Annotated in this window: 20 protein-coding genes and 2 pseudogenes; 12 read left to right on the top strand and 10 right to left on the bottom strand. The window is 71.1% G+C overall.

Features of this window, described 5'->3' with window-relative positions; genetic code table 11:
- Window positions 1–34: 34 nt before the first annotated feature.
- The 4 genes from OG896_RS38110 to OG896_RS38095 form a co-directional block, all read right to left on the bottom strand.
- On the bottom strand, window positions 35–1,387 hold the full coding sequence (locus tag OG896_RS38110) for a carboxylesterase/lipase family protein (protein WP_329372838.1): 1,353 nt from the start codon (window positions 1,385–1,387) through the stop codon (window positions 35–37).
- 98 nt (window positions 1,388–1,485) lie between these two features.
- The gene (locus OG896_RS38105) at window positions 1,486–3,018 is read right to left on the bottom strand and encodes an aldehyde dehydrogenase (NADP(+)) (RefSeq protein ID WP_329374545.1); all 1,533 of its coding nucleotides are present in this window, start codon (window positions 3,016–3,018) and stop codon (window positions 1,486–1,488) included.
- A gap of 887 nt (window positions 3,019–3,905) precedes the next feature.
- A complete protein-coding gene (locus tag OG896_RS38100) occupies window positions 3,906–4,052 on the bottom strand; it encodes a hypothetical protein (RefSeq protein WP_329372836.1) in 147 nt (48 codons plus the stop codon).
- Window positions 4,053–4,170: 118 nt separating this feature from the next.
- Window positions 4,171–6,531 carry a M9 family metallopeptidase gene (locus tag OG896_RS38095; RefSeq protein WP_329372834.1) on the bottom strand — a complete coding sequence of 787 codons (2,361 nt, stop codon included), beginning with the start codon at window positions 6,529–6,531 and terminating at the stop codon, window positions 4,171–4,173.
- Window positions 6,532–6,735: 204 nt separating this feature from the next.
- Between OG896_RS38095 and OG896_RS38090 the strand changes: the two genes are divergently transcribed.
- The 3 genes from OG896_RS38090 to OG896_RS38080 all read left to right on the top strand — a co-directional run bounded on the left by OG896_RS38090 (window position 6,736) and on the right by OG896_RS38080 (window position 10,243).
- Window positions 6,736–7,779, top strand: coding sequence for a proline racemase family protein (locus OG896_RS38090; protein ID WP_329372831.1), 1,044 nt, complete (start codon window positions 6,736–6,738; stop codon window positions 7,777–7,779).
- Window positions 7,776–8,726 (top strand): ornithine cyclodeaminase family protein, encoded by a 951-nt coding sequence (locus tag OG896_RS38085; protein WP_329372829.1) that lies wholly within the window; start codon window positions 7,776–7,778, stop codon window positions 8,724–8,726. Before OG896_RS38090 ends, OG896_RS38085 begins: the two co-directional genes overlap by 4 nt.
- Window positions 8,727–8,815: 89 nt before the next feature.
- Window positions 8,816–10,243 (top strand): aminopeptidase P family protein, encoded by a 1,428-nt coding sequence (locus OG896_RS38080; RefSeq protein ID WP_329374543.1) that lies wholly within the window; start codon window positions 8,816–8,818, stop codon window positions 10,241–10,243.
- A gap of 57 nt (window positions 10,244–10,300) precedes the next feature.
- Here OG896_RS38080 and OG896_RS38075 read toward each other — a convergent pair.
- From OG896_RS38075 to OG896_RS38060, 4 genes and pseudogenes are all read right to left on the bottom strand, one after another.
- Window positions 10,301–10,672: pseudogene (locus OG896_RS38075) on the bottom strand (M24 family metallopeptidase); the annotation flags it as partial.
- Window positions 10,669–10,980, bottom strand: a pseudogene (locus tag OG896_RS38070) (FCD domain-containing protein); the annotation flags it as partial. The pseudogenes OG896_RS38070 and OG896_RS38075, both read right to left, overlap by 4 nt.
- A gap of 319 nt (window positions 10,981–11,299) precedes the next feature.
- Window positions 11,300–12,247, bottom strand: a complete 948-nt coding sequence (locus tag OG896_RS38065; protein WP_329372827.1) for a DMT family transporter — start codon at window positions 12,245–12,247, stop codon at window positions 11,300–11,302.
- Entirely contained in the window at window positions 12,244–13,062 is an 819-nt protein-coding gene (locus tag OG896_RS38060; protein ID WP_329372825.1) for an SDR family NAD(P)-dependent oxidoreductase, read from the bottom strand. The genes OG896_RS38065 and OG896_RS38060 overlap by 4 nt, the downstream gene beginning before the upstream one ends.
- Before the next feature lie 168 nt (window positions 13,063–13,230).
- Between OG896_RS38060 and OG896_RS38055 the strand changes: the two genes are divergently transcribed.
- The 6 genes from OG896_RS38055 (at window position 13,231) to OG896_RS38030 (ending at window position 22,255) form a co-directional block, all read left to right on the top strand.
- Window positions 13,231–13,812, top strand: coding sequence for a TetR/AcrR family transcriptional regulator (locus OG896_RS38055; RefSeq protein ID WP_329372823.1), 582 nt, complete (start codon window positions 13,231–13,233; stop codon window positions 13,810–13,812).
- A gap of 810 nt (window positions 13,813–14,622) precedes the next feature.
- Entirely contained in the window at window positions 14,623–15,315 is a 693-nt protein-coding gene (locus tag OG896_RS38050) for a FadR/GntR family transcriptional regulator (RefSeq protein WP_329372822.1), read from the top strand.
- A gap of 177 nt (window positions 15,316–15,492) precedes the next feature.
- The gene (locus OG896_RS38045) at window positions 15,493–16,287 is read left to right on the top strand and encodes an ATP-binding cassette domain-containing protein (RefSeq protein WP_328460211.1); all 795 of its coding nucleotides are present in this window, start codon (window positions 15,493–15,495) and stop codon (window positions 16,285–16,287) included.
- Window positions 16,284–17,339, top strand: coding sequence for an ABC transporter permease (locus OG896_RS38040; protein WP_329372819.1), 1,056 nt, complete (start codon window positions 16,284–16,286; stop codon window positions 17,337–17,339). Before OG896_RS38045 ends, OG896_RS38040 begins: the two co-directional genes overlap by 4 nt.
- A gap of 50 nt (window positions 17,340–17,389) precedes the next feature.
- A complete protein-coding gene (locus OG896_RS38035) occupies window positions 17,390–18,379 on the top strand; it encodes an ABC transporter substrate-binding protein (RefSeq protein WP_329372817.1) in 990 nt (329 codons plus the stop codon).
- A gap of 30 nt (window positions 18,380–18,409) precedes the next feature.
- On the top strand, window positions 18,410–22,255 hold the full coding sequence (locus tag OG896_RS38030; RefSeq protein WP_329372815.1) for a GH116 family glycosyl hydrolase: 3,846 nt from the start codon (window positions 18,410–18,412) through the stop codon (window positions 22,253–22,255).
- A gap of 78 nt (window positions 22,256–22,333) precedes the next feature.
- Here the strand turns inward: OG896_RS38030 and OG896_RS38025 are convergent, their stop codons facing one another.
- Window positions 22,334–24,163 (bottom strand): alkyl/aryl-sulfatase, encoded by a 1,830-nt coding sequence (locus tag OG896_RS38025; protein WP_329372813.1) that lies wholly within the window; start codon window positions 24,161–24,163, stop codon window positions 22,334–22,336.
- A gap of 272 nt (window positions 24,164–24,435) precedes the next feature.
- Between OG896_RS38025 and OG896_RS38020 the strand changes: the two genes are divergently transcribed.
- Together OG896_RS38020 and OG896_RS38015 are read left to right on the top strand one after the other, a co-directional pair.
- Entirely contained in the window at window positions 24,436–24,681 is a 246-nt protein-coding gene (locus tag OG896_RS38020; protein WP_329372811.1) for a hypothetical protein, read from the top strand.
- Between the two features lie 55 nt (window positions 24,682–24,736).
- Entirely contained in the window at window positions 24,737–25,321 is a 585-nt protein-coding gene (locus OG896_RS38015) for a hypothetical protein (RefSeq protein ID WP_329372809.1), read from the top strand.
- A 98-nt stretch (window positions 25,322–25,419) separates the two neighbouring features.
- On the opposite strand, the gene OG896_RS38010 is transcribed toward OG896_RS38015, so the two are convergent.
- Complete coding sequence (locus OG896_RS38010) at window positions 25,420–25,764, bottom strand: hypothetical protein (protein ID WP_329372807.1); 345 nt, start codon at window positions 25,762–25,764, stop codon at window positions 25,420–25,422.
- A gap of 149 nt (window positions 25,765–25,913) precedes the next feature.
- On the opposite strand from OG896_RS38010, the gene OG896_RS38005 reads away from it, so the two are divergent.
- Window positions 25,914–26,387: a hypothetical protein gene (locus OG896_RS38005; RefSeq protein WP_329372805.1), complete on the top strand. Its 474-nt coding sequence runs from the start codon at window positions 25,914–25,916 to the stop codon at window positions 26,385–26,387.
- The last annotated feature ends 78 nt before the right edge of the window (window positions 26,388–26,465 follow it).

Raw genomic sequence — 26,465 nt, 5'->3', positions numbered from 1 at the left:
ACGGCGGCCGATCCGACGGCGGGCGGACGAGGAATCATCGGACGGTCGCCCAGAACGGGCACTGGTGTTGGGCGGCCACGTTCACCTGCCGGGTCCGGTCCGGCACGAACTGCATCTGACTGGTGCCCCGGACTGTCCCGGCTGCCCATTGCGGCGCTCCGGCGTCGTTGGGGTCGCCGGTGCGGGCGAAAGCGGTCCAGTACTTGACCATGGCCGCTCCCATGGCCTGCTGCGCCTTCGTCTTCAGCAGATAGTGGCCGCCCAGGTCGAACAGAGACGGCGGGTCGCCGGCGTGGGCGGCCCCCATGGGCAGCCCGGGAATGTCGAACCCGTTCACGTTGGGGGCGTCGGGATCGGCGAACTCGTACGGGTACACCGTGGTGTGTGCGGCCAGGTAGCGGTCGGCGGTCGCCGTCTGGCAGGCCCACGACGCGTCGGTGGTGAGCGTGGACCACGCCAGCGGCGGCGACGCGTACCGGGACAGCGGATACCTGGCTGCGACCCGGTCCGCGTCGGCCCCGAAGGTCGTGCGGAGCATGGCCGGGTAGCTCTTGGCGGTGATCGGCGGCACTCCGGCCAGCATCGCTCCACCCACGTACGCGCGTGCCTCGTCGCGGTTTCCGCCGGAGATCACCGGCACGTGGAGGAACTTCCCCTTCCGCAGGGCTGTCGCCGGGTTCAGCGGGAGCAGGGGGGTGCCGTAGGCCAGGTGGTTGGTGAAGTCCTCGTTGAGGGGCAGCAGGTCGGCGGCCGGTTTTCTCCGCATGCAGGACAGTTCGCCGGTCGGGCACCCGTTGCTCCGAGCCGCCGCGAGGCCGTCCTCCCGGTCCTGCCGCGCCGAGGTGTACGGCGTCTGCTGCGGTGCGTCCGGGTACAGCACGCCGGTCGGCCAGTCGAGGAGGCAGGACCCGGACGCGATGCTCACCTTGTCGACCAGGCCGCGCGCCTGTGGGGAGGTCAGCAGCGCGCACGCCGACATGCCGCCCGACGACTCGCCGAAGACGGTGACGTTGTCCGGGTCGCCGCCGAACGCCTTTGCGTTGTCCTTGGCCCACTGGGTGCCGGCGATCTGGTCTTCCAGTCCGAAGTTCCCCGATCCGGGCAGGCCGGGCAGGCCGAAGTAGCCGAAGACGCCCAGTCGGTAGTTGAGGGTCACCACGATGACGTTGCCCTGGGCCGCCAGCCGGTCGGCGTTGTAGTCGCTGCCGGCGCCGTGTGTGTAGCCGCCGCCGTGCCACCACACCATGACGGGCAGTCTGGCACCCGGCGCCACCTCGCGCGGTGTCGTGACGTTGGCGAACAGGAAATCCTCGTCCGTGGAGGCGGGCTGCCCGGGCCCGCCTTCCGTCTGCGGGCACCTGTCGCCGGGCCGGGTGGCTTCCCGCACGGACGGTTGGCGGGCTGCGGCCCGATCGCAGGAGCGCTCGCCTTGGGCGTGCCTGCCGCGGGAGCGTCGTTGACGTGCTTCGGGTGGGATCAGGAGGTTCAACTCTCCGCCGGGGAGGCCACGTTCACGCCGTTCACTCTGCGCGCCACGCCCAGTGGGTTGCCATCGCGCAGCTCCGGGGGCAGCAATTCGTCCGGCGTGTTCTGGAAGCAGACCGGACGAAGCCAGCGTTCCGTCGCGGTGGCACCCACCGACGTCGAGTTGCTCGTCGAGGCCGGGTAGGGGCCGCCGTGGTGCATGGCCGGGGCGACCGCGACCCCGGTGGGCCAGCCGTCGACGACGACGCGCCCGGCCAGTTCGGTCAGCCGTGACACCAGGTCGGTGGCCGCCTCGTCGCGCTCGTCGGCCGCGAGGTGTACCGACGCGGTGAGGTTGCCGTCCAACATGCCGAGTACGGCCTCCAGTTCGGCGGCGGAGCGGTAGCGGACCAGCACGGTGACGGGCCCGAAGCACTCGTCGAGAAGCTCGGAGTGCGGGGCGCTCTCGGTCAACCGGGCCGCCGGCACCGACAGCACGCCCGGGCGCACGGACAGGGGCGCGTCCCCCGTGTCCTCCTCGCCCGGAGCCAGGAGTTCCTCGACGCCGGGCAGCGCGGCGCGGGCGCGGGCACCGGCTAGGAACGCCTCGCGCATACGCGGGTCGAGCAGGGGGCCGGAGGGCACCCGTGCCGAGACGACGGCCCGCACCACCGCGTCGCCGTCCGCACCGGCCGGCAGGAGAACCAGCCCCGGCTTGACGCAGAACTGGCCCAGGCCCTGGGTGTACGAGGCGGCCAGCCCGGCGCCGATCTCCTCCGCCCGGGTCCGTGCGGCCCGCGGGGTGACCACGACGGGGTTCAGGCTGCCGAGTTCACCGTGGAAGGGAATCGGCCGGGGACGGGCACAAGCGATGTCGAACAGGGCCCGGCCGCCACGCACCGAGCCGGTGAATCCGACAGCCGCGGTGAGCGGGTGGCGGACGAGGGCGGGGCCTGCCTCAAATCCGTGGACGACGGACACCACGTCCTCCGGCAGCCCCACTTCGGCCGCCGCTGCCCGCAGGGCACGCGCGCACAGGACACTGGTCCGCGGGTGGTCGGGGTGCGCCTTGACGACGACGGGGCAGCCGGCGGCCAGCGCGCTCGCGGTGTCGCCGCCGGGAACGCTGAACGCCAGGGGGAAGTTGCTCGCGGCGAAGACCGCGACCACGCCGAGCGGCACCTTGCAGCGGCGCAGGTCCGGGCGGGGCGCGGGCCGCGCCTCGGGGTCCGCGTGGTCGATGATCACATCCAGGTGGCCGCCGTCCTCGACGGCTTCGGCGAAGGCCCGCAACTGGTGGCAGGTGCGGGCGAGTTCGCCGGTGATCCGGACCCGGCCGAGCGCCGTCTCGGCTTCGGCGGCCGCGATGATCGCCTCGCCGTCCTTCTCCAGCAACTGCGCCGCGGCTCGAAGGAGTCGGGCCCGGGTCCGGTGGTCGGCCAGCGCCTTTCGGGCCGCATGAGCGGCACGCACAGCGGTGTCCACGTCCGCCGCGGTGGCCTCCACCGCGACCGGCCCCCGGGACTCCCCCGTACGCGGGTCGATGCTCAGCACTTCCGTCACCGTGTCACTCACCGTCTCGGGTCGTCGGGCGTGCGCGGCGGTGCCGGGCAGCGACACCGGGTCCCCGGCCCCGCAGTGGCCGTAGCCGGGGGTGCGGTCGGCGGTCGTCCACCCGTCGTCGACGATCGGGACCTCCCTGCCGAGCGGCCCGGCGAGCGCCGCCCGCTCCTCCAGGCGCTGCGGGGAGAGTTCCTGGTGCATCGAGTACCAGGTGGAGTAGGCCGGGCGCCGGGCCGCGTCGGGCACGGTCACCTCGTCGGCCAGCAACTCCTCCCACCAGCGGGTCAACTCCCGAAGACACGTGCCGAAGTGGCGGCGCGAGGTGTCGATGCGGACGGTCAGCGGTCCGTCCGCGCGCACCCAGAACCGGAACTCCCCGGTCTCCTCCACGACGCCGCCGCCGGCTTCCACGTCGTTGCGGTCGGCCGCGAAGCAGCACAGTCCGGTGTCGCCGGTGCCGACCAGAGCGGCGATCGGGGCGCCACGGGAAAGGTCGATGCGCTGCGGTGCCGACCACGAGGCGGGCAGCCGGCCGCCCGCGCCGTTGCCGTACGGGGTCCAGAGGGCGGTCGCGTCCACGCGGGGCAGCCGCCACTCCAGGCGCACCGGCCCCACCTCGGAGCCCTCCGGAACGACCGTCACCTCCGTGACTCCTTCGGACAGTTCGCTGACGCCGGCGTTGCCGGCGACGAGCAGGTCGACGCCGCTCGAGGGCATCGCCTCCAGCCGGGAGCGTGCCGGGCCCGAACGGGCGTAGGGCTCCCAGACTGCCTGTACTTCGGTCCGTACTTCGGTCCGTGCTTCGGTCATGGAACGTGCACTGCCTTCCGTGAGTCGCGTCGGTTCGCCGGAGGTCGGGGTGGGGCGGGGGGCGGGGGTCAGCCCTTGGTGGCTCCGGCCGGCAGGCCGGCGATGAACTGCCGTCGCGGCAGGAGGAAGAGGATCACCATCGGCACGGTGGACAGCGCGGTGCCGCCGACGATCGCGCCGTAGTCGGTGTTGCTCCCTTCCCGCGGGTCCCGCACCCCCGACCCGCCGCCGAGTGGCCCGCGCGCGGGCGGCGTGCGCCGCGGCCACGGCCGACCGGAGTCGACCGCGGCCGCGGTTCAGCCAGGGACCGTCAGTGAGGGAGACGTCAAGACGTCAGTAGGAGGTGGTGACGGTGACCCCGCTGAAGTCCGTCACCGCGTAGAGGCTGAGGTACCGGTAGCCCGCGTCGGTGTTGGTGACGGTGATGCTCTCGGTGTTGTCGGGGTTGGTGGACTTCTCGGTGAAGGTGGACGGGCCGGCCCAGTTCGCCGGGTCGTAGTAGAGGTCGGCGTTGCCGGTGCCGCCGCTGGTGGTGACCTTCAAGGTGGTGGTGCCGGCCGGCAGGTAGACCCAGAAGTAGTCGGTGTCACCGGCCACCCGGGACTGGTCGGAGCGGTAGCAGTTCCGGTCCATCGCCTGGGTGTTGGTGTCGGTGCAGGCCGTGGCCGTGCCGCCGCCGCTGTTGCCGCCGCCGGCCAGGGTGGTGAGCCAGGCGTCGAAGTCGGCGTCGTAGCTGGTGCCGATGGTGTTGTAGACGGCGTAGGCGCCCTGGTAGTCGCCGGTGCGCATCTTGGCCAGCATGTCCTGGATCTGGTCCGGGTGCTTCTCGGTCATGTACCGGACGGCCAGGTAGCCCCAGGGGTAGGTGCGGGTCTCGTCGTCGATGGCGTAGGTGTTCTGGAAGAGCTGGCTGAGCTTGTAGGTGTGCTTGGCCGCCTCGGTCAGCGCGCCGTCGTCGGTGAGGTTGCGGTAGGTGTAGGAGACGTACTCCGCCTGGCCCTCGATCCACCACACGTCGGGGACGGTGGTCTGGGTGCCGAAGTCGCCCTTCATGTCGTAGATGGACTGCTGGATGTGCGCGAACTCGTGGTTGAGGTTCCAGGCGTTGGCGGTGAAGCCGTTGTCGGTCGGCTCCTGGTAGAGGATGGAGTAGGCGACGTTGTTCGGGTCGGTCGGCGTGCCGGTCAGCGTCTCGCCACCGTTGTCGGTGTCGTTGCCGAAGATCGCCCACGAGTAGGTGGTGTAGTCGGCCCTGCTGCCGAAGATGACCATCTTCACGTCGAAGTACTCACCGGGGATCGGCGTGGTGGTCTTGACCTGGTTCTGGTAGAAGGCGACCTCGTTCGACAGGCTCGTGCAGACGTCGGACTGCTCGGTCGCCGTGAGCGCCTGCGCCATGATGGTGAAGTTGCTGCAGGAGTTGTCGATCGGCAGCGCGGCCGCGGTGAGCTGCTGCGTCAGGTCGCAGACCCCGTAGTAGGAGCACTGGCCCGAGTCGTCGAGGTTGGCCTGGTAGGCGACGTGCACCCACAGGTTGTCGGTGGCCCCGGTGATGGACGAACCGTCCAGCAGTCCCTTGACGAGCGGGCGGACCTTGCTCTGCAGGGCGGGTATCTGGAGGAAGTTGGCCAGGTCGTTGCCCGCGTTGGAGTCGAGGACGTCGTTGTCCCCGCCGAGCAGGTCGCGGTGGGCGAGGGTGAAGGTGGAGAGGGTGTCGGCGATGCCCGGGTTCGCGGTGATCGCGGTGACGAAGTCCGTGATCCACGGGCCGCGCCACAGCGGGGTGTAGATCGCGTTCAGCGCCTGGTCCATCTCCGGCACGGCGTCCCAGGTGCTGCTGTCGTAGGCGCTCAGGTACCGGGCGTAGACGTCCAGGTAGTCGGCCTGCGCCTGCGCGCTGTCGGTGAGGACGAACGCCTCCGCCAGCACGCTGCCGTTGCCCGCGCTGACGTCGTTCGCGTGGGAGTCGGCGAACAGGGCGTTGAACCCGCTCTCGATGGCGCTGCGCAGCGAGGAGTCGTACGTACCGACGTCCGCGGGGTCTCCGTACTGCACGTAGTAGCCGGCTTGCATGAAGTACATCAGCTCGAACAGGCCGCCGGAGTCGTCACCGGTGTAGGAGGAGGCCGCGTCGGCGACGCCGTTCGCCACCGCGAGCATCTGGTTCTGGTTGAACACCGCCTTCGCGTCGGAGCCGGTCAGGCTGAACAGCGGGTTGATGCAGGCGACCCAGTCCACCGTCTTGATGTACGACACCAGGTCGCTTCCGGAGCGGCCCGAGAAGTCCGACGTGGTGCACGACGTGACGGCGGCGGGCCGCGCGGCACCGGCCGCGTTGCGTGCCGCGTGTCCTGGCAGGCGCGGCTTGGACGGCTTCGCCGAGCCCAGGGCGACCGGCTCCCCGCGCAGTTTCGCGGGCACCGGCTTGGCGCGGGTGACGGTGGCTTGGGACCGACCGGTCTCGGGCCCGGTCGGCGTGGCTTTTCCGTGCTGCCTGGCGGCCTGCACGGCCGCGACGGTCGGCGACACGCCCGATGAGGGTGCATGCCTGCCGGTGGTGCTGGACGACGCCGCGGCGGCCCGGGCGGCGCCGGGTGCCACCGCCGCGGCCTGAGTGGCCATCAGGCCGGTGACGAGCCCTCCGGCCGCCAGACCGGCGGCCAGGATTCTGGGCAGTAGTGAACGACAGTGCATCGCATCTCCAGTGGGGGGAACTGAGGGAACGCTGCCCGATGTGGCCGGCAGCGGTATGTAACATTGCACTGGGGTGAAGCCATGGGCAATGCTCGCGGACCCAGCACTGTCCCCGGCCGACCCATAACACCGGCGCGCGCACCGGCCGGCGCGCGAGGACACCGGGCGCAAAGGTCGGCGATGCCTGACAGGAGTGAGTGGCGGATGACGAGGACGCGGCCGATCGAGACGATCGACTGGCACACCGGCGGCGAACCGTTCCGGATCGTCGAGGACAGCCCGGAAGCGGTGACCGGCCACGGGCTGACCGTCGCCGAGCGCCGGGTCGTCGCGACGGCGAGCGAGGAGGCGCAGTGGCTGCGGGCGCTGCTGTGCCGCGAGCCGCGCGGCCACGCCGACATGTACGGCGGGTTCCTCGTTCCGCCCGACGACGACGGCGCCCACCTGGGGGTCCTCTTCTGGCACAACGACGGGTTCTCCACCGCGTGCGGGCACGGCACGATCGCGTTGGGCTCGTGGGCGGTCGCCTCCGGCCGGGTCCCGGCACCCGCCGACGGCACGACCGACGTCGTGATCGACGTCCCCTCCGGGCGGGTCACGGCGAGCGTCAGGACCGCCGAAGGCCGGGTCCAGGACGCCACGTTCACCAACGTGCCCGCGTACGTCCACGCGCACGGCGTCGAGGTGCCGACCTCCCGCGGGAAGGTCACCGTCGACATCGCCGACGGCGGCGCGATGTACGCCGTGTTGCCGGCCGAGTCCGCCGGCCTGCGCGTCCGGCCGCGGGACGTCACCGAACTCATCGCCGTCGGACGGGAGATCCGCGACGCGCTGAACGCCGCCGGCGCCGCCGAACACCCCCTCGATCCCCGGCGATCCGGGATCTACGGGACGATCCTCACCGAGGAGACCGGGCCCACCGAGGAGCGCGCCGACGGCAGCCGGCTGGTTCGGCAGCGCAACGTCACGGTGTTCGCGGACGGCCAGGTCGACCGTTCCCCGTGCGGTTCCGGCACGTCGGCGAGGGTCGCGGTGCTCGCGAGCACCGGACAGCTGCGCCCGGGCGACGAGTTGCGGCACGAGTCCGTGGTGGGCTCGGTGTTCCACGCCCGGATCACCGAGCAGACCTCGGCCCACGGAATCCCGGCGGTCGTCACGGCGGTGACGGGCACCGCGCACGCGGTCGGCACGTACCGGTTCACCGTGGACCCCCGCGACACCCTGCTGCCCGGGTTCGTGCTGCGATGACCGAACTCCTCGACGCCGAACAGGTCTTCGCGCTCGGCCCGGTGGGCGCCGTCCGGACCATCCGCGACGCGCTGGCCGCGGGCCTCGACCCGGAGAGCGACATCCCGCGCGCCATCGCGCCGCTGGCCCACGGGCAGGGGCTGTTCATGCCGTCGGAGGCCGACGGCTGGTTCGGGGTGAAGGTCGCGACCGTCGCCCCGGGCAACGCCGCCCTCGGCCTGGACCGCATCAACGCGACCTACCTGCTGCACGACAGCCGGACCCTGCGGCCCGCCGCGATCCTCGACGGCGTCGCGCTGACGACGCTGCGCACCCCGGCGGTCTCGGTCGCCGGCGGCATCGACCGGCTGCGCGAGCTCGCCGGGAGCGCCGCGGACGGGCTGCGGCTCGTGGTCTTCGGCGCGGGGCCGCAGGCCGAGTGGCATGTGCGGACGATCCGGGCGCACGCACCGGTCGCCGACGTCACGGCGGTCACCCGGCGCGGCGGCACGCCTTTGGCCTGGGCGGACCGCCATCCGACCGCGGACGACGCGGCCGTGGCCGACCATGTCCGCGCCGCGGATGTCATCGTCACCGCGACCTCGGCCCGCACGCCGGTCCTCGACGGCCGACTCGTCCGCGACGCGGCGCTCGTGCTGGCCGTCGGCTCCCACGAGCCGTCGGTGCGCGAACTCGACGGCACGCTCATCGCACGCGCCACGGTCGTCGTCGACAGCCGGGCGAGCGCGCTGCGCGAGGCCGGCGACGTGATCCAGGCGGTCGCGGAGGGCGCGCTCGACCCGGACGCGCTGGTCACGATGGCCGACCTGCTCCGCTCGCGAGCGGCTCCGCCCGGCGGCCGTCCGACCGTGGTCAAGACCTGCGGGATGGGGTGGCAGGACCTGGTGGTCGCCGTCGCGGCGTACCGGCAGGCGGGGGCATCCCGGCCGGGAGCACGGGCGGAGTGACACCTCTCTGTTTCTATACCATGTGAAATGGTACCGTCGCCCTCATGAGGGGTTCCCGACGGACGGAGCAGACGGTGGGGCGAGACGACATGCGGCCGCGCGAGGGCGCGAGCCACGACCGCGCGGTACCGCCGACATTGGCGGAGTGCTTCACGCAAGGGTGGGCGAAGGAGGTCCCCGCGGTCACGGTCCTGCCCGGCGCGGCGTACGCGGCCGACCGTCGCGCGCGGCTGTCCGCGCGCTTCCCCGGCGAGCGGATCGTGGTCCCGGCCGGCGGCCTGAAGGTCCGCAGCAACGACTTCGACTACACCTTCCGGCCGCACTCCGCCTACCTCCACCTGACCGCCGAGCAGGGCGCCACCGCCGTCCCGGACAGCGTCCTCGTCCTCGAACCGACGGGCACGGGTCACGAGGCCACCGTCTTCGCCCGGCCGCGCTCGCCGCGTGACGGCGGGCCGTACGGCACCGAGTTCTACCGCGACCGCAGGTACGGCGAGTTCTGGGTCGGCCGGCGCCGCACCCTGGCGGAGACCTCCGACGCCCTCGGCCTCACGGCCCTCCCCCGCGACGACCTCGCGCGCGCCCTCACCCCGCGCGTGCCGACCCGCGTGGTACGCGGCCTGGACCCGGTGGTCGACGCGGCGGCGCCCCCGGCCGCCGAGGCCGAGGCCGGACTCCTCGCCTACCTGTCGGAGTCGCGGCTGGTCAAGGACGCGTGGGAGGTCGAGCAGATGCGCACGGCCGTGGGGCACACGGTGGCCGCGTTCCAGGACGTGGCGGGCGAACTGCCCACCGCCATGCGGCTGCCGCGCGGCGAGCGCTGGATCGAGGGCACCTTCAACCGGCGGGCCCGGCTGGAGGGTTACGGCCTCGGCTTCGAGACCATCGCGGCGGCCGGCGCGCACGCGTGCGTCCTGCACTGGATGCGCAACGACGGTCCCGTACGCGACGGCGAACTGCTCCTGCTGGACGCCGGCGTGGAGGCCGACACCTGCTACACCGGCGACGTGACCCGCACCCTGCCGGTCGGCGGGCGCTTCACCGACGCCCAGCGGCAGGTCTACGACCTGGTGTACGCGGCGCAGTCCGCGGGCATCGCCGCGCTGCGGCCCGGCGCGCGGTTCGGGGACTTCCACGACGCCGCGGCGCGCGTCGTCACCGAGGGCCTGGACGCATGGGGCCTGCGCCCGAGCGGCGCCGGCCCGCACGACTCCTCCCTCTACGGCCGCTACACCGTCTGCGGCTCCGGGCACATGCTCGGCCTGGACTGCCACGACTGCGCCGACGCCCGCCGCAACGCCTACCTGGACGGCGTCCTGGAGCCGGGCCATGTCCTCACCGTCGAGCCCGGCCTGTACTTCCAGCCCGACGACCTGACGGTCCCGGCACACCTGCGCGGCATCGGGATGCGCATCGAAGACGACTTCCTCATCACCGCGGACGGCGCCGAGTGCCTGTCCTCCGCGCTGCCGCGGGCGGCGGACGACGTCGAAGCGTGGGTGACCGCCGCACGCTGAATCCCGCTCGGTCCGGGAAGCCGGGTGTGGGGCCGCCGCGGCGGCCGCACACCCGTGTCAGCCGCGCAGGCCGGCCATCCACGCCTCCACCTCGTCGGCGGACCGCGGCAGACCCGCCGACATGTTCTCGTTGCCGTCCGCGGTGACCAGGATGTCGTCCTCGATCCGCACGCCTGTCCCCCGGTACTCCTGAGGCACCGTCAGATCGTCGGGCTGGAAGTACCGGCCGGGCTCCACCGTGAGCACCATCCCCGGCTCCAGCGTGCCGTCCACGTACGCCTCGGTGGGGGCCAGCGCGCAGTCGTGCACGTCCAGGCCGAGCATGTGGCCGGTGCCGGCGAGCGTCCAGCGCCGGTGCAGGCCGAGCGCGAAGACCTCCTCCACCGACCGGTTGCCGAGCAGGCCCCAGTCCACCAGGTGCACCGTCAGCTCGCGCCGCGATCCGGCCCGGCGGACGGGGCCCCTTCCGGGGTGTCGGCCCACAGCGAGCGGACGTTGCCGAGGTGGCGCCGCATGCACGCCTGCGCGCCCTCGACGTCCCCGGTGAGCATGAGGTCGAGCAGTTCGAGGTGCTCCTCGGCGGACTCCACCAGGCGGCCCCTCGCGTCCGGCGCGGTGAGCCCGTACAGCCGCGAGCGCTTGCGGAGGTCGCCCACCACCTGGACGAGGTGGGCGTTGCCGGCAAGGCCCGGCAGCCCGAGGTGGAAGCGCCGGTCCGCCTCCAGGTACGCGATCAGTCCTGGAGGTCCGACCCGACGTGAGGCAGCGCTGAGCCTCGCCGCCCGGCGCTGCGGCCGGCGGGCGCCCTCCGGCGGGCACTGCTACCCGCTCGCCGGAGGGCCGCCCTGCTCCGACCACCGTCGGCAAGGGCCGCCGGTCGGCGGACCGGGCGGCCCGGTCGTCGGCGATAGCCGTCTGCGGCCTTGGGATCGCGCGCACGGCCGGCTCGCCGGAACGGTGTGCGGGCCGCTGGCCGGTCGGCGTCGCACAGGGACGCACGCGAGGGTACCGACCGGTCAGCGCCACCCGCCGCGAACGCCGCAACGGGGTGCCCGTTCACGAGTTCGCCGTCAGTTCCCGCAGCCCGTTGGCGCGTTCGGGGTTCCGGTCCATGCGGCCGTCCCGGTTCGCGCCGTTCGCCCTGGGCGGTCGGCGCAGCCCGATGACGACGCCGGCGGCGACGACCAAGGCGCCTGCGACATCCGCCGGGCCCACCTCGCCGCGACCGAGCACGGCGGTGGTGAGCAGCGCGCCCATCGGGACGAGGCCGGCGAAGAGTCCCGCACGATCCGCGCCCAGCCGGCGCAGCGCGTCGTACCACAGGAAGAAGGCGGTTGCCGTGACGAGGGCGCCGAGGTAGCCGAACGCCGCCGCCTCGGTGGGGGTGGGCAACCGCAGGGCGCTCGCGCCGTCGATGGCGACGCTCGCGGCCAGCAGTACGGGCACGGACATGGCCGCGGGGTAGGCGGCGACCCTCAGGGGGCCGAGTTTGGGCAGCAGGGGGAGGGCGATCAGGGAGAAGGCGACCTCGCCGGCGAGTGCTCCCAGTGACAGCAGCACACCGCGCGGACTGCCGCCGCCGAACCCGGCGGCAACGGCGGCGCCCACGGTCACGACGGCTGCGGCGCCGATGGTCCGGGCGGCGGGGCGGCGGCGTTGGGTCAGTGGCCCGACAAGGGCGAGGACCACCGGGATCATCCCGATCACGGTGCCGATCATGGCGGGGCTCGCGTACCGGGTCGCCTCCACCAGGAAGATGTTGAAGCCCACCAGGCCGGTGGCGGCCAGCGCGGCGAGGAGCAGGAAGTCACGGGGTGTCAGATCGGCCCGGGGCAGGCGCCGGCGGCGCACGACGGCGAGAAGGATCGCCGCGGCGAGGCCGTAGCGCAGGGCCTGGCCGCTGAGGACGGGGTAGCCGGCGATGGTCGCGGACACCGCCGTCGACGTGCCGACGAGCAGCATCGCGGCGGCGGCGCCCGTCGCCGGGACCGTGGAGGAGCTCATGCCGCGTACTCCTTGGGCTGCGGGACGGTGCGCGAGGAACTGAGGACCTTGCGGGTGACGCGTTCGGCGAGGGCGGTGACCAGGGTGCGCGGGCGGCGCGGCAGGAGATGGGCGGACAGGGCGTTGGCGAGCCCGGGGGTGACGTAGCCGCGGTCCCGGTCGAGGGCGCGAAGAGCGGCGCGGACGACCGGCTCCGGCGTGGTCATCGAGCCGTTGACGGCTGCCTCACGGGTGCCGATGGCGTCGAAGAACGAGGTGTCGACCGGGCCGGGGCAGAGGGTGAGCACGCGGATGCCGCGGCCGCGGTACTCCTGGCGCAGGGCGAGTCCGAAGTTCAGCACGAAGGTCTTGGACGCGCTGTAGACGGCGAAGTACGGGGAGGGCTGGAAGGCCGCGGTGGAGGCGACGTTCACGACCGCGCCCGTGCCGCGCGCCAGCATGCCGGGAAGCAGCCGGTGGGTGAGGTCGACCAGTGCGACGACGTTGACCATCAGCTGGTCGTGGTCACGGGCGGTGGCGATGTCCTCGAAGTGGCCGCACGTGCCGAAGCCGGCGTTGTTGACCAGCAGGTCGACGGCCAGACCGCGGGCGGCGAGCCGGTCGGTGACGCGCTGGGCCGCGTCGGGTGCGGCGAGGTCCTGGACCAGGACGTGGACGCGGACGCCGTGCTCCGCGATCAGATTCTCGGCGAGGGCGGTGAGCCTGTCCTCGGACCGAGCGACCAGGACCAGATCGTGTCCGCGGGCGGCGAGCTGTACGGCGAACTCCGCGCCGAGTCCGGATGAGGCGCCGGTGACGAGCGCTGCGCTGTGCACGGGAACTCCTTCGCTTGACGAGCAACGAGCAACGAGTGGCGTGTGGCGAGTAACTGAGACGGAAGAATACCCATTTCCCGAGTATCTGCAACAGAGTTGTCTCAGATAAGCTGGAGCTGACTCAGCGATGTATCGTTTACCGGACCAAGCGGCCACGTGGGAGGCACCATGAGCGAGTCGACGGCACGGCCGTTGCGGGCGGACGCGGAGCGCAGCGTGCGCGCGATCCTGGAGGCGGCCGAACGCGTGCTCTCCGCCGATCCGGGCGCGACGATGGAGCAGATCGCGGCCGCGGCCGGGGTGGCCAGGGCAACGGTCCACCGGCGGTTCGCCCACCGTCAGACGCTGATCGACGCGCTGGCTTCGTCCGCCGCCCGCCAGCTCGCCCAAGCCGTGGAGGACGGCCGACCCGACACGGCCCCTCCCCTGGTGGCGCTGCACCGGATCACGGCCAACGTGCTCGACGTGAAGAGCGCCTGGGCGTTCGCGCTGGGACTGCCGTCCGAGCCCGGCAGCGAAGCCGCCGTCCTCCACCAGGACATCGCCCGGCACTGCCTCACCGTGCTGGAACGGGCCCGGACGGACGGGCTCATCGACGAGACGGCCGACCTCCACTGGCTACGACGGGTCTACTACGCACTGCTCGGGGAGTCCCTGCACGGGAGCCCCGAGGACTCCGACACCGACACCGACACGCTGGCCGCCCGCATCATCGACACCCTGCTCCACGGCGCCGGACCACGCACCTGAGCGACAGCCACGGGAACAGGGCACGCCGTTCCGTGGTCAGCCCCGGGGCCGACGCGACGCCCTGACGCGGACGGGCGTTCGTCCGGCCGGGCGGCTCCAACGTCGACGACATCTACCCGACCGCGGTCGCCCTGGCGCAGGAGGTCTTCGCGCTGGTGGAGAACGGGCTGGGCAGGTACGCGGTCCATGCTCAACACACCTGGCCCTGAGGTACACCGCGTTCGAGCCGGCCGTCCTGGCCACCTTGGGCCAAAGGCTGCGGCCAGTGCTCTCGCCCCAAGGTCGGCCGGCCGCCGTCCGGTTGCCGTGTTCAGCAGCCCGCCGAGCCACGCCATGCGGACGGCTGGGGTCGCCGGACCGACTCGCGCCACGCCCGATCCGGATCTCCCGTAGGGCAAGGCCGCCGCGGGACATCCGACGCACCAGGCGCGCCCGTCGTGCGGTCATCGGTCGTCGGTTGCGGTTGTCAGTTGTCGGTTGTCAGTTGCGTCCTTGGTAGGACCCGATGGGGACGGCGAAGCCGAAGCGTCGCGGTTGCGATCATAAGTCGGATGACTTGCTCGGCCAAGCCCTCGGACGGAGTCCGCCGACTCCATCGGCCGGCCGCCCGAGCCGTCGGTCTCCTCCCCTGGTCGGCCGGTGGCCGGTGGGGCCATAGACCAGCCGGCACACGCCTGTTGCCAGAGGAACGCGTCGAGGCGCAGCGTCGCGGAAGCGGGAAACATCGGGTTATTGACAGGGACGCGGCACGCTCATATGGTTCCGTCAATTCAAGGAAACATCGGGTTAATGCGCGAGGGAGGGAGGTACGTGGCGCTCACCGACGATGCGGTGGACGGTATCCGCCAGATGATCATCACGGGTGAACTCGCGCCGGGAGACAAGCTCCCGGCGGAGAAGGAACTGGCCGCACGGCTCGGGCTGTCACGCAACTCACTGCGGGAGGCGGTCCGGGCGCTCACCCTGATGCGAGTCCTGCACACCCGTCGCGGCGACGGCACCTACGTCACCAGCCTCGACCCGGAGTTGCTGCTCGGAACCATGCACATGGTCGTGGATCTGCACCACGACAGCACGGTCCGGCACTTCCTGGAAGTCCGTCGTCTGCTGGAGCCGGAAGCCGCGGCCAAGGCCGCTCTGAGCATCAGTTCCGACGAGCTCGCCGAACTGGACCGACTGCTGGACCAGGGCGAGAAGTTGGTGAGCGGTCAGGACCCGGACCCGGACCGTCGGCTCACGGCGGAGAACGGACAGGCGTTCCACCGCGTCATCGCCAGGGCTTCGCGCAATCCGGTACTGGCCACCATCGTGGAGACCATCTCCGGCAAGACGCTGCGTCCGCACGCATGGTGCGGCGTGACCGATCGATCCGACCTCCATCTCACCCTCAGCGAGCACCGGGCCATCTACGAGGCCCTCGCCGCCGGGGACACCTACCGGGCAAGAATCCGCGCCGCCGCACATGTGGCCGGCATCGAGGACGCCATGCTGTCCCCCCACTGAGCCGACCCGCTCCCGGACGTACCTGTTCCGCAGACCCCGCGCATCTCACTGCCCGCGTGCAGCTGATCGCCGTACGCCGCTGCACGCCGATTCTCGCTGCACGCCGTTTGTCGCTGCCCGCTGCCCACACACCCGCGCACCCGCACACCCGCACACCCGCCGAAGGGACTCTTCGCCATGCCTTCCCCACCCCTGGTTCCACCTGTACCCCTGCTCGAAGCCCGCGCCGTACGCAAGCGCTTCGGCCGGGCCGAGGCACTGCGCGGCGCCGACTTCAGCGTCTACCGGGGCGAGATCGTCTCGCTCATCGGGGACAACGGAGCGGGCAAGAGCACCCTGGTCAAGGCGATGTCCGGCGCACTCCTGCCGGACAGCGGCGAGGTGCGGATCGACGGCGAGCCGGTGCGCCTGGCCTCCCCGCAGGATGCCCAGGCCGCCGGCATCGAGACGGTGTACCAGGATCTGGCGCTGGCCGGTGGGCTGGGGTCGGCGGCCAACCTCCACATGGGTCGCGAGCCGCTGCGGGCCGGGTTCCTGGGCCGCATGGGGTTCCTCGACAAGTCCGCGATGCGCCGCCGCTGCGTGGAGGAACTGGCCTCGCTGGGACAGAAGCTGAACGATGTGGACTCGCCGGTCGCCACACTCTCCGGCGGCCAGCGGCAGTCCGTCGCCATCTGCCGGGCGGTCACCTGGGCCAAGCGCGTGGTCTTCATGGACGAGCCGACCGCCGCGCTCGGAGTGGTGCAGACCCGACGGGTCCTGGACCTGATCCGGCGGGTCCGCGACGCCGGGGTGTCGGTCGTGCTGATCAGCCACAGCATGCCGCAGGTGCTGGAGGTCTCGGACCGGATCGAGGTGCTCAGGCTGGGTGCCAGGGTCGCCCGCTTCCGCACCGGCGAGGCCACTGCGGAGGACCTGGTGGCCGCCATGACCGGACTCCTCGTACACGATGCCCCGGAGGCGACCCGATGAGCGCACTGTTTCCCGCCGGTCTTCGGCCAGGCCCCGGCCGGGAACGCCGGCACGGCGAAGACGGTGACCAGCTCGCGCGGACGCTCCGGCAGCGGCTGCTCGGCTCCTCGCTGCTGTACCTCTCCGTCACCCTTGCCGTGCTCGTCGTCGGCTTCTCGATCGCCGCCCCCGGCTCCTTCCTGACGGTGTACAACATCCGCACCATGCTGACCGTCGCCTCGGTCCTGCTGGTGGTGTCGGTCGGCTCGACCTTTGTGATCGCCACGGCCGGGATCGACCTGTCGGTCGGCTCCGTGCTGGTCTTCGCCGGGGTCGTCTCGATCAAGGCGATGGAGGCGGTCGGCGGCGGCGGCGCGGGCGCCGTACTGGTGGGCCTGGCCGCCGCGCTGCTGGCCGGGCTGGTGTGGGGCACGATCAACGGCCTGCTGGTGGCCCGGCTCAGGGTGCCGCCGCTCATCGCCACGCTGGGCTCGATGGGCGTGGCGCTGGGCATCGCCGAGCTGGTGACCAACGGCTCCGACCTCAACGGCGTCCCCACCGCGCTGTTCACCACCATCGGCCTGGGGCGACTGTTCGGCGTGGTGCCGTGGATCGTGGTGATCGCGGCGGCCGTCACGATCGGCGCCTGGATCACGCTCACCCGGACCCGGTTCGGACTGCGCACGCTCTTCATCGGCTCCAACAGCGAGGCCTCGCGCCGATCGGGCATCGACGTCACCCGGCACCTGATCACGGTGTACGCGCTGGCCGGAACCCTGGCCGGGCTGGCCGGCTTCCTGGACCTGGCCCTCTACGCCAGCGCCAACATCGCCGGGCACACCAACGACAACCTGCAGGCCGTCACCGCCGTGGTGCTGGGCGGAACCAGCCTCTTCGGCGGCACCGCGTCCATCCTCGGCACGGTGATCGGCGTGTTCATCCCCGCGGTACTGCAGAACGGCTTCGTGATCGTCCGGGTGCAGACCTTCTGGCAGGAGGTCGTGATCGGCCTGGTCCTGGTCTTCGCGGTCTACCTGGACCAGCTCAAGCGCAGTGCCCTCGAACGCTTCTGACGCCAGGCTCCCCTGCTCCGCCACCCACCCGCCCGAAAGGTCCCGTCACCATGCCTGTCAAGAGATCCGCGGCACTCGCCGTGTCCCTCACCGCGCTCGTCGCCCTCACCGCCGGCTGCTCCGGCTCCGGTTCGACCGCCGCGGGAGGCTCGGGCGGCAGCAAGCACTACAAGATGGTCTACGTCCAGGGCATGGCGGGCAATCCCTTCTTCACCTCGCTGACCTGCGGCGCCCAGGCCGAGGCCAAGGCCAGGGGCGTGTCCTTCGACGCCCAGGGCGGGAAGGACTACAGCCCGGAGAGCCAGACCCCGGTGCTCAACGCGGTCATCGCTCAGCACCCGGACGCCATCCTGATCTCGCCGATGGCCGGCGAGGCCATGGTCCCGGCGCTCACCCAGGCCAAGGCCCAGGGCATCAAACTGGTCTTCGCCGACTCCAAGGCGGCCGACGACTCGCTCGCGGTGTCCGAGATCGCCTCGGACAACCACGCGGGCGGTGTCCTCGCCGCCAAGACCCTCGCCACCGAGATCGGCGGCAAGGGCAAGGTCCTGGTGATGGGCGCCAAGCCCGGGATCTCCACCACCGACGCCCGCCAGCAGGGCTTTGTCGAGGAGATGAGGAACCACCCGGGCATCACCGTGCTGGACCCGCAGTACAGCGAGAGCCAGCCCGCCACCGCCACCGCCAAGTTCAGCGCCGTACTGGCCGCCAACTCCGATCTGGCCGGGGTGTTCGCGGTCAGCACCCAGGAGGTCGAAGGCGTGGCCACCGGCGTGCAGAGCGCGGGCGCCACCGGCCGGGTCAAGGTCGTCGGCTTCGACACCTCCGCCCCGATCATGGACGACGTCAGCAAGGGCGTGGTCCAGGACGTCGTGGTCCAGGAGCCGCTGCAGATCGGCAAGGACGCCGTGGACCAGGCCCTCGCCGCGCTCCAGGGCAAGGCGACCACCACCAGCATCGCCACCCCGTACGTGGTGCTCACCAAGGCCAACATGGCCACCCCGGAGATCGCCAAGTACGTCTACAAGAGCAGCTGCTGAACCTCCGCCACCCCCATCCTGGAGGAAGACATGCACGCTCCACCCGCCCGCCGCACCGGACGCGTCCGCGCCCTCGGACCGGCGGCGCTCGCCCTGGCTCTCACCGCGGCGGCGCTCACCCTCCAACTGCCCGCGCCCTCCACCGCCTCCGCGACCGACGCCGGCACCACCTGGGACTTCGAGGACGGCACCGCCCAGGGCTGGCAGGTCACGTCCGGCTCCTTCGGCCGGCTGATCAGCGACCGCGCCTTCGAGCACAACAGCCCCACCACCCCGTACACCAAGCAGGGCACCTGGTTCCTGTCGACCCTGGAGTCGCCCACCCAGGCCGCCGACGACGGATACACCGGGGAGGTCGACTCCCCCTCGTTCGTGCTGACGCGGCCCGACATCAGCATGCTGGTCGGCGGTGGCAACTCGGCGAACACCTATGTCGGCGTCGTCGACGCCGACGGCAAGACGGTCGCCAAGGCCCAGGGCAACAACGCCGAGACGATGATCCGGCGCACCCTGGACCTGTCCGCGTACCTGGGGCAGACCCTGCACCTCGCGGTGGTCGACAAGGCCACCGGCAGCTGGGGGCACGTCACTGTGGACGACGTCCACGTCAACCAGCCGCTGTCCGGCTACCAGGCCTTCGACTTCGAGAGCGGGACTCCGCAGGGGTTCACCACGGTCAGCGGATCGTTCGGCTCCCTGGTGACCGACCGCGACTACCGGCTGGACGCCCCGGCGTTGCCCTACACCAAGCAGGGTTCCTTCTACTTCTCCACCCAGGAGGCCCCGGACGGGACCACCGACGAGGGCTACACGGGCCAGGTGGTCTCCCCCGACTTCGTGCTGAGCCAGCCGGCGATCCAGATGATGGTCGGCGGCGGAAAGGGTCCGAAGGAGTACGTCGCCGTCGAGACCGCCGACGGCACCCAGGTCTGGCGGGGCAGCGGCGGCAACTCCGAGGCCATGCGGCCGCTGACGGCGGATCTCACCCCCTACCTGGGGCAGACCCTGCATCTGCGGGTCGTCGACGAGGCCGCCTCCAAGTGGGGCCACATCACCCTCGACGACGTGCAGATCAACCTCCCCGCCCCCGGCAGTGCGCCCGCGGTCGTCGGCGATCCGGCCTCCACCCACACCGAGCGCGGGCCGGTGGCCTTGCAGTGGACCTATCCGATCAGCTCGGGCGTCACCGGCTACCGCGTCTACCGTGCGCCGCTCTCCTCCGCCACCGCCACCCATCCGACCGGCGCGCCCAGCCTGCTGGCGAACGTGCCGGTCACCGAGCTGGGTTACACCGACCACACCGCGAAGGCGGCCGGCGAGTACATCTACACCGTGAAGGCCGTGGACGCGCGGGGGGACGAGTCGCCACCCGCCTACACCATCGCCCGCGCCTACCAGGACCTCAACGCCCGTGGCACCACCAAGGTCTACTCCGGCAGCGCGCTGACCGACATCAAGTTCCCGGTCGGCCCGCTGGGCGACGGCGGGCTGCTCCAGGACGGCACCGGGCAGCGCCGCAACTGGCAGAACTTCTACCCCGCCGACAACGTCACCTACACCGCCGATCCGCTGCCCGACACCTTCTTCGCGGTCCGTTCCGGCAAGGCGGGTTCCGCCGGGGCGGTCGCGGCGCTGCAAAGCGTCCCGGCCGGTTCGTTCCCCGCCTCGCCGTCGCTGACCATGACCGGTGAATACCCGATGGGCAGCTACCGGTTCAAGGCGGCCGTGCCCGGCCTCGACGTCACCGAGAAGTTCGACAGCCCGATGGTGCCGGGAGACACCAAGGACTCCTCGCTGCCGGTGGCGGCCTACACCTTCACCCTCACCAACACCACCAAGGCGGCCAAGCAGGTCAGCCTGCTCGCCGCCCAGCAGAACGCGGTCGGCTGGGACGGTCTGGCCAAGGTGTCGGGAACCAGTTACTCCGGCTACGGGAACAACACCGACACCGTCGAGCAGGACGCGTCGGGCACTCGCATCCAGCTGACCAAGTCCGGTAGCGCGGCCAGCCTGCGGCTGAGCACGACCGCGCCGCACGCCACCGCGACCGCTTCCTGGTCGGGCAGCGCCAACCTGCTCAGCGCCTTCACCAGGAGCCCGGACCTCACCGGGCCGACGACCGCCACCAGCGGCACCGGAAAGACCGTCGACGCGGCGCTCGCCTCCACCCTCACCCTCGCCGCCGGCCAGTCGGTCGACATCCCCGTCACGCTGCGCTGGTGGGTCCCCGACGCGTCCCACCAGAGCGGCCTGTACAGCGGTCGGCACTACACCACCCTGTGGAAGTCGGCCGCGAATCTGGACACCTACCTGGACACGCACCTGGCCGACGCCCAGGCCCTGACCCGGAAGTACCACGACACGCTCTACGCCTCCGACCTGCCCCAGTACGTGCTGGACAGGGCCAGCTCCGGCGCCGCACTGCTGCACACCCCGACCGTGTACTGGACGGACTCCGGCATGTTCGGCGGGTACGAGGGCTACGGGTGCTGCAGCGGGATGCCGCCGCACGTCTGGGAGTACAACCAGGACGCACCACAGCTCTTCCCCGAGATCGGCACCGACATGGTCACCCAGTGGCTGGACAAGATCAACCCGGACGGCAGCCTGCCCGAGCGCCCGCTGAGCGGCAGCACCGGGTCCGCGATCGACGGCCAGGCCGGCGTGGTGCTCTCCGCCTACCGGGAGTACCTGGCCGACTCGCCGACCGCCGGCAAGGCATGGCTGGACAGCCAGTGGCCGCACCTGAAGGCGGCGATGGACTGGATCTGGAAGACCAACGACCCCGACCGGACGGGCCTGACCACCGGGCTCGCCCACAACACCCTGGACACCGACTTCTCCGGCACCAGCTCCTGGACCGGCTCGCTCTACCTCGCCGCAGCGAACGCCGCCTCCCTGATGGCCACCGTGGAGGGCGACTCGACCGAGTCCGCCCTGCTCACCGGCATCTACCAGGCGGGCCGGACCGCACAGAACGACCTGCTGTGGAACGGCGAGTACTACCGCGAGGTCAGCCAGGGCTCCGGCCAGAGCTACGGCAACGGCGTGTCCATCGACATGCTGCTCGGCCAGTGGTGGTCCAGCCTGCTCGGGCTGGGCCCGATCTACCCGGCCGACCGCGAGACGCAGTCGCTGAGCACCCTCTTCCGCGACAACTTCAAGAACAACTTCCTCGGCTACAGCCACCAGTGGCGCGACTTCGTCGCGCCCACCGACTCCGCCGCGGTCATGTTCACCTGGCCGCACGACGACAAGCCCGCCAACGCGGTCAACTACAACGACGAGACCATGAGCGGCTTCGAGTACTCCGCCGCCGCCACCATGATCCAGAACGGCCTCGTCACCCAGGGGCTCACCATGGTCGACGCGGTCAACAACCGCTACGACGGCGTGCTGCGCACCGGCAACGGCATCACCAGCGGGACCTGCGCCACCGGCGACGGCACCGGCAACCCGTTCGGCGACGACGAGTGCGGGCAGTGGTACGGGCGCTCGGGCAGCAGCTGGTCCGTCATCGAGGCGCTCCAGGGCCTGACCTACAACGGTCCGGCCCGGACCATCGGCTTCGCACCGAAGTTCCGGCCCGGCAACCACAGTTCGTTCTTCACCGCCGGCAACGCCTGGGGGCTGTTCAGCCAGACCAGGGCCCGCGGCAACCAGACCGACACCCTCAAGGTGACCTACGGACCGCTGTCCCTGAGCCACCTCACCTTCACCACCGCGACCGCGGCGACCGCCGTCACGGTCACCCTCGACGGCACCGCCGTGCCGGCCACCCTGCACACCGGCAAGGGGGGCACCACCATCGACCTCGGCCACACGGTGACGGTCGCCTCCGGCAGCAGCCTGAAGGTGCACCTGACCACGCGCTGACCCGGCCCGGCACACCCGCCCTGGTGCCCCGTCTCCCCCTGCCGGGAGACGGGGCACCCCTGTCCCGAGGGTTGTACGTCAAGGCGTGACGAGGGCGAAGTCGGGGTCGGGGGTGTCGAGCAGGCCGGTGAGGGTGGCGAAGACCTGCGGGTCGCCCTCGACGTGCACGCCGTCCAGTCCCTTGCCGCCCAGGACGCCGAGGAGTTCCGGCTTGGTCAGGGTGAGGGTCAGGTCGGCCGCCGGGCCCGGCTCTTCCGTGCCGGAGGCAGTGTCGGTGCTGCGGTAGGTGAGGGCACCGTTGGACAGCAGAAGGTGCCAACTGCGGCCCTCGTCGGTGACGTTCCAGGTCATCGTGAGCTTCTCGTCCCACGCCCTCGGGCCGTCGACGCGGATGGCGAGCGAGTCGATGAGCATGTCGACGGTCAGGGCCATCGCCATCTCGGGGTTGGTCGTCTCCAGCGCGGTGTGTGCGACGGTGCCGCGCAGTTCCTGGGCGCCCATCAGGTAGAAGTTGCGCCAGGTGGCGTTCTCCGCGCCGAAGCCGAGCTTCTCGTACACCGATGCCAGCGCCTGCTTGGCGATCGAGTCGTCGGGGGCGGCGAAGACCGCGTGCCCCAGCAGCGTCGCGGCGAACCGCAGATCCCCCGTATCCGCGTACTCCTTGCCCTTGGCGATCAACGCCGGCACACCGCCGTAGTCAGCGGCGAACCGCTGGGCCTGCTCGACCGGCGGATGCTCCCACAGGTGGGCCGGGTTGCCGTCGAACCAGCCCATGTAGCGCTGGTAGACGGCCTTGACGTTGTGGCTGACCGACCCGTAGTAGCCGCGGTTCGCCCACCGGTTCGCGATCGCCGGCGGCAGCTCCATCCGCTCGGCGATCTCCATCCCGGTCAGTCCCTGGTTGGTCATGCGCAGGGTCTGGTCATGGAGGTACGCCCACATGTCGCGCTGGCCTGCCAGGTGCTCGACGATGCGGTCCTGGCCCCAGGTGGGCCAGTGGTGGGAGGCGAACGCGACCTCGGCCCGGTCGCCGAACAAGCTGATCGTCTCGCCCAGGTAGTGCGCCCAGATGCGGGTGTCGCGGACCACCGCCCCGCGCAGGGTCAGGATGTTGTGCATGTTGTGCGTGGCGTTCTCCGCCATGCACAGGGCACGCCGGTCGGGGAAGTAGAAGTTCATCTCCGAGGGTGCCTCGGTGTCCGGCGTCATCTGGAAGACGATCCGCACCCCGTCGACCGTCTCCTCCTGGCCGGTGCGCGTGATGTCCAGCGTCGGAGGGACCAGGGTGATCGTGCCCTTGGAGGTCGTGATGCCCAATCCGGCGCTGATGTGTCCGGCAGGGCCCTTGTCCAGTTCGGCGCCGTACATGTAGACCGCTCGGCGGGTCATCGCGCCGCCCGCGTACACGTTCTCCGCCACCGCGTGCTCCAGGAACCCGGCCGGGGCGATCACCGGCACCGGGGCGTGGCCGTGCGGCAGCACGCCACGTGAGCCGCCGAAGTGGTCGCCGTGGGAGTGCGTGTAGATCAGCCCGGTGACGGGGCGGTCGCCGCGGTGCTCGCGGTACAGCGCGAGCGCGGCGGCCGCGGTCTCAGCCGAGATCAGCGGATCGATGACGAGGACACCGGAGTCGCCCTCGACCAGCGTCATGTTCGACAGGTCCAGGTTCCGGACCTGGTAGATCCCCTCGGTGACCTCGAACAGGCCCTGCTTGTTGCACAGCCGGCTCTGCCGCCACAGGCTGGGGTGCGCGCTGGGAGGGCAGTCCCCGTCCAGGAAGCCGTACGCGTCACCGTCCCAGATCACCCGGCCGTCGTCCGTCCGGATCACCGCGGGTGAGAGGGCGGCGACGAACCCGCGGTCGGCGTCCTCGAAGTCGGACGTGTCTGCGTAGTCGAGATCACTCATGGACAACGAATAGCCCAGAAACGGGACATTTGCACATAACTGTATCGCGCGCCCTGCAACGTGTTCCCCGCTCGCCACCAGGTCAGCGTCAACTCCTGCACGCGGCTCGAGCAGGGCCGTGAGCGCCGCCCCTCGCTCATGCTCATCGACGCGCCGAGCAGGGCACTCGACCTCGGGCCGGACGCGCGGGAACGCTGCTGGCCACCGCGGTCAAGGAGCGAGAAACGGATCTGCGGAGCGAGTTGACGGAAGGTCGAGCGACGGTACCCCGCGTGGGCACGGTGGTCGCGACGACCGAGGCACCCCCGCCCTCCATCGTCCCCAACGGGTTCGACGGGTTCGACGGGTTCGACGGGGAGATCGGGCCGGTCCCCGAGTACCTGCGCGATCCGGCCTCGTGGCCCCCTTCGGGCGCGGCCCGGCCGTGCACCCGGTGGGGACGGAACGCCGTCGAGTTACTGAAAGTAGTGGGCAGACATCTCGCCTGCTGGGGCCAGCCGGGCGTGCCGTGCGGCTGACTTCCTGCCTTGTCGCAGATGAACGGACGTCCGGGGACAGGGGACAATGCAGGACATGGATGACGCGTTCACACTCCTTCGGCGGGCCGTCGACCTGCTGTCTGAGGACGCCGTAGCAGAGAACGGGCAGACGGTTGGGGATGTTCGCGAGGACATCGGGCGCCAGGAGTGGGAGATGGTGCTCGGCGTTCTCATCGAGATCGGGGACGTCCACCCCGTGTCGGTGGACTTCTGGGAACTCCTCGCCGAGGCCTCTCGCCAGCCGATGCTCGACCGCAGCCGCCGTTGGTGCGAGTGGCGAGCCTGGGAGGTCCGGCACGGCACTGTCCGGGTGACCTTGAGCCTGGCGGGTGGGGAGGAGGGCCGACGCCGGACGGCCTTTTCCGGAGACGGTCGGCTCCGACCGATGTGGGACATCGGCAACCGCACCGTCGGCGGGGAACGAGAGCTGAGCATCGCAAGGTTGTGGGTGGAATATGCGGAGAAGCTCGGCCCGGGAGAGACGGCCGATGCTCGGCTGGCTCCTCTGAGACCAGAGCAGTGGAGGCATCTGAAGTGCGGTGATGTGATCACCATGTACGAAGCTCGACCTATTGCCGGCACGGCCACGGTGATCGAGGTCTTGCCGCCGCGCGCCTGAGCCATCGCGTCGCCCCAGACGCGCTGCGAGCGACGAACGGTTGTCAGCCGCAGCCAGGGGTCGGGGCAGCCGACCCGCGTCGGACCTCGCGTCCCAACTCAGCCGGCCTCCAGGGCGTCTGCCCGCCTCGCCAGGTCCGCCGCGACGCGATCCCAGTCCGGTCCGTGCAGCCACAAGTTCGCGGCAGCCTCGCGCATCAGCGCTGGCTCATCAGGTCGCTGCAGGAGCACCAACCGGTAGGACAGGTTGCGCACCCAGACCGGCAAACAACCATCGACCACGTGCGGGCAGAGCTCACGGAGCATGGCGAGGATCGAATCCGCGTCAGCGAAGGTCAGTTCCTCGACGAAGTAGTGCTCCCGGTGGTCGAGGTCGCACTCAGGCGTCGGTCCGAACTCGTCTCCGTAGAGACACCGGGCGTGCTCCGTCAAGGTGCTGTGCATGTCCTGGAGCCTATGACGCCTTGTTCCGCGGGAACGAAGCTTGAGCCTGTCACGACAATGATCTGGCGGGTGCCCCAGTGGTATTTTGACCCGAAATCGCGGGAGGGGTGAGTAGGCGGGTGGACAGAGACCGGCGGCATGCAGTTGTCGTGGTACTCCGCGAGCTCGGGCGAAGCCACGATTACCGTGACCGGGCGGATGCCGGTCACGGCCTGGCAGGCTTCGCCGAGATGCAGGAGGCCCTCGGGCCACTACTGGAGCTGGTTCTCGACCCAGGTGACACCTTCGTCACCCGGGTGACCGCGGAAGCCGTGCTGCGGCGAAAAGACAGGATCGGGTTGGCGGTAGTCGCCTCCGCACTGGCAGTCGCCGATTCGAATCACAGCGATTGGATCCACACCGCACTTCACGATGTGTTCAGCATCTTCTCCGAGGACCGGGACAACGCGATGCAGTTGTGCGCGGAGATGTTGCGGGACACTGACGACCGCGTTGCCCTGGGGGCTCGTCAGATGCACGAAGCCCTGGCCGAGATCGACCCCGTTCTTCGCCCCATTCAGCCCGGGGTGGACACTCCCGTGAGAGCGCAGGCGCTCTGTCCACGAGCAGTAGGGGACATCTGACACGGGCGTTTTCATGCTGGCACGGGGTCGCGTAGTCGCGGCCGCAGGTCCCCAGGGCGACCTTGGAATCCCGGCGCC

Source organism: Streptomyces sp. NBC_00669 (assembly GCF_036226785.1).
Lineage (GTDB): Bacteria > Actinomycetota > Actinomycetes > Streptomycetales > Streptomycetaceae > Actinacidiphila.
This window is presented reverse-complemented; position numbering and strand designations above follow the sequence as displayed.

Bases quoted from the DNA above. Each gene is read 5' to 3' on its own strand.
- OG896_RS38045 (WP_328460211.1), top strand. From the start codon at position 15,493: ATGCCTTCCCCACCCCTGGTTCCACCTGTACCCCTGCTCGAAGCCCGC.
- OG896_RS38030 (WP_329372815.1), top strand. From the start codon at position 18,410: ATGCACGCTCCACCCGCCCGCCGCACCGGACGCGTCCGCGCCCTCGGA.
- OG896_RS38010 (WP_329372807.1), bottom strand. From the start codon at position 25,764: ATGCACAGCACCTTGACGGAGCACGCCCGGTGTCTCTACGGAGACGAG.
- OG896_RS38090 (WP_329372831.1), top strand. From the start codon at position 6,736: ATGACGAGGACGCGGCCGATCGAGACGATCGACTGGCACACCGGCGGC.
- OG896_RS38065 (WP_329372827.1), bottom strand. From the start codon at position 12,247: ATGAGCTCCTCCACGGTCCCGGCGACGGGCGCCGCCGCCGCGATGCTG.
- OG896_RS38055 (WP_329372823.1), top strand. From the start codon at position 13,231: ATGAGCGAGTCGACGGCACGGCCGTTGCGGGCGGACGCGGAGCGCAGC.
- OG896_RS38015 (WP_329372809.1), top strand. From the start codon at position 24,737: ATGGATGACGCGTTCACACTCCTTCGGCGGGCCGTCGACCTGCTGTCT.
- OG896_RS38095 (WP_329372834.1), bottom strand. From the start codon at position 6,531: ATGCACTGTCGTTCACTACTGCCCAGAATCCTGGCCGCCGGTCTGGCG.
- OG896_RS38040 (WP_329372819.1), top strand. From the start codon at position 16,284: ATGAGCGCACTGTTTCCCGCCGGTCTTCGGCCAGGCCCCGGCCGGGAA.
- OG896_RS38085 (WP_329372829.1), top strand. From the start codon at position 7,776: ATGACCGAACTCCTCGACGCCGAACAGGTCTTCGCGCTCGGCCCGGTG.
- OG896_RS38025 (WP_329372813.1), bottom strand. From the start codon at position 24,163: ATGAGTGATCTCGACTACGCAGACACGTCCGACTTCGAGGACGCCGAC.
- OG896_RS38080 (WP_329374543.1), top strand. From the start codon at position 8,816: ATGCGGCCGCGCGAGGGCGCGAGCCACGACCGCGCGGTACCGCCGACA.
- OG896_RS38035 (WP_329372817.1), top strand. From the start codon at position 17,390: ATGCCTGTCAAGAGATCCGCGGCACTCGCCGTGTCCCTCACCGCGCTC.